1 protein-coding gene is annotated in these 372 nt (G+C 57.5%); it reads left to right on the plus strand.

Annotated elements, in window-relative coordinates:
* Window positions 1-47: 47 nt before the first annotated feature.
* Window positions 48-372 (plus strand): nucleoside deaminase (locus B0D78_RS12170; RefSeq protein WP_078017182.1); only part of this gene is annotated, 325 nt, incomplete at its 3' end.

The raw sequence follows: 372 nt of genomic DNA on the forward strand, positions 1-372 counted from the left end.
TGGCTTTCGGTGACCCTCATAACAATCATCCTCTCCTTTGAACTGAAATGATGGAGCGGGACGAGTTTTACATGCGCCGCTGCATAGAGCTGGCAAAGCAGGCGGCGGACAACGGAGATGTTCCGGTGGGTGCCGTAGTAGTACGGCAGTCGGACGGAGAGATAGTGGGAGAAGGCTTCAACAGGCGGGAGCTTGACCGTTCCTCCCTCTCCCACGCGGAGCTCATCGCCATAGACCAGGCTTCAAAGAAGCTGGGAGGCTGGCGGCTCATAGACTGTGTGCTGTACGTCACTCTTGAGCCCTGTGCCATGTGCGGAGGGGCGATAGTCAACAGCCGAGTCGAACGGTTGGTATTCGGCGCAGACGATCTGA

The organism is Pyramidobacter sp. C12-8, from assembly GCF_002007215.1.
Lineage (GTDB): Bacteria > Synergistota > Synergistia > Synergistales > Dethiosulfovibrionaceae > Pyramidobacter.